This is a genomic window from Microcoleus sp. Pol12B4 (assembly GCF_036701385.1).
Lineage (GTDB): Bacteria > Cyanobacteriota > Cyanobacteriia > Cyanobacteriales > Microcoleaceae > Microcoleus.
Window position 1 is genome coordinate 1 of sequence record NZ_JAUBQR010000448.1, and the last position, 1,319, is coordinate 1,319.

The 1,319-nt window shown below is 46.8% G+C and carries 2 pseudogenes; both read left to right on the forward strand.

Annotated features, from left to right (window positions below):
• Positions 1 to 519: pseudogene (locus QUA38_RS28940) on the forward strand (DEAD/DEAH box helicase); the annotation flags it as partial.
• Positions 520 to 876: 357 nt separating this feature from the next.
• Positions 877 to 1,319, forward strand: a pseudogene (locus QUA38_RS28945) (hypothetical protein); the annotation flags it as partial.

Here is a 1,319-nt window from a genome sequence, read left to right on the forward strand (position 1 = left end):
CCCACAATCTTGGGCCAAGCTTGCGCCGCCATTCGCGGCGATAACGAACTGTGGCTGGGTTTGTCCCTGATGTCTGCGGAGTTTGACGAACTCGACCCCCACCACCTCGCTGCTGCTTGCGCGGCCTTAGTTACAGAAGTTTCCAGGCCGGACAGTTGGACTCACTACTCGCTGTCCCCGGAAGTTTTGGCACCTTTGGACAATCTGCAAAAAGGCTTGCGCCGCCGATTGTTTCAAGTGCAGTACCGTCATGAAGCTGCAATCCCAATTTGGCTGGAACGGGATTTAGTGACTTTGGTTGAGCAGTGGGCTCTGGGCGTTGAATGGCTGGAACTGATTAGCCATACGAGTTTGGATGAAGGGGATGTGGTGCGGATTTTGCGCCGGACTTTGGATTTCTTGTCTCAGATTCCTCATGTTCCTCATGTTTCGGATTCTTTGCGGAGGAATGCTGGTCGGGCGATGCAGTTAATCGATCGATTCCCGGTGAATGAAGCTGCAACGCCAGAAAATAGTTGACAGTTGACAGTTGACAGTTGGCTGTTGGCTGTCCGACATCTAAATTGTATTTTTGGTTTTTCAACCCAAATGCACCCAGGTTGTAATCTAAAATCGTTTCCCGTTGCATCGGTATTGTTCAAATGCCAAAATGTCTAAACAGTAAACTGTCAACTGTCATGAGGAATAGATCCAGATTTAAATCCAAAATCCAAAATCTAAAATCCAAAATCTAAAATCTAAAATCTAAAATCGCTCGATCGCACTTTTTCCTGATTCAGGTTGCAGGGCAGGATAGAAAATTGTATGGTGCGGATCGATCGCTCTTAATTGTTATTGAATTTTTGTCTAGCGGTGCGCTGGGTAATTCTCATATTTATGATGCAACAAATCAAAAAGCCTCATCAAATGCCTGATGCCTGCTCCCAGGCTAAAAAAATTCGCTTTTTCACTTTCTTGCAAAGAGTCTTAATTGGAACTCTAGCGAGTACATTACTCAATCTCTTCATCCTATTTCCCTCTCCGAGTTTCGCAGAAGTAGTTCTGGGTGTGGTTCGCAGTTCCGAGAATTCTCCCGACTGGGTAAAGATTACCACGCGCCTCTGGGAAAGTGGCATTGCTTACAAACCAATCAATCTCGAAGAAATCAAAAGTACGGCGGATTTAACAGGCGTTAATGTGCTGTTTTTGCCCAACATTGAAACTTTGACTCCTGCACAAATTAAAGTTTTAGAAGCTTGGGCATCCCAGGGCGGCCGCTTGATTGCTTCGGGCCCCGTCGGCCGCAGTTCCCCGGCTTTGGTGCGCCAATCTTTGCGATC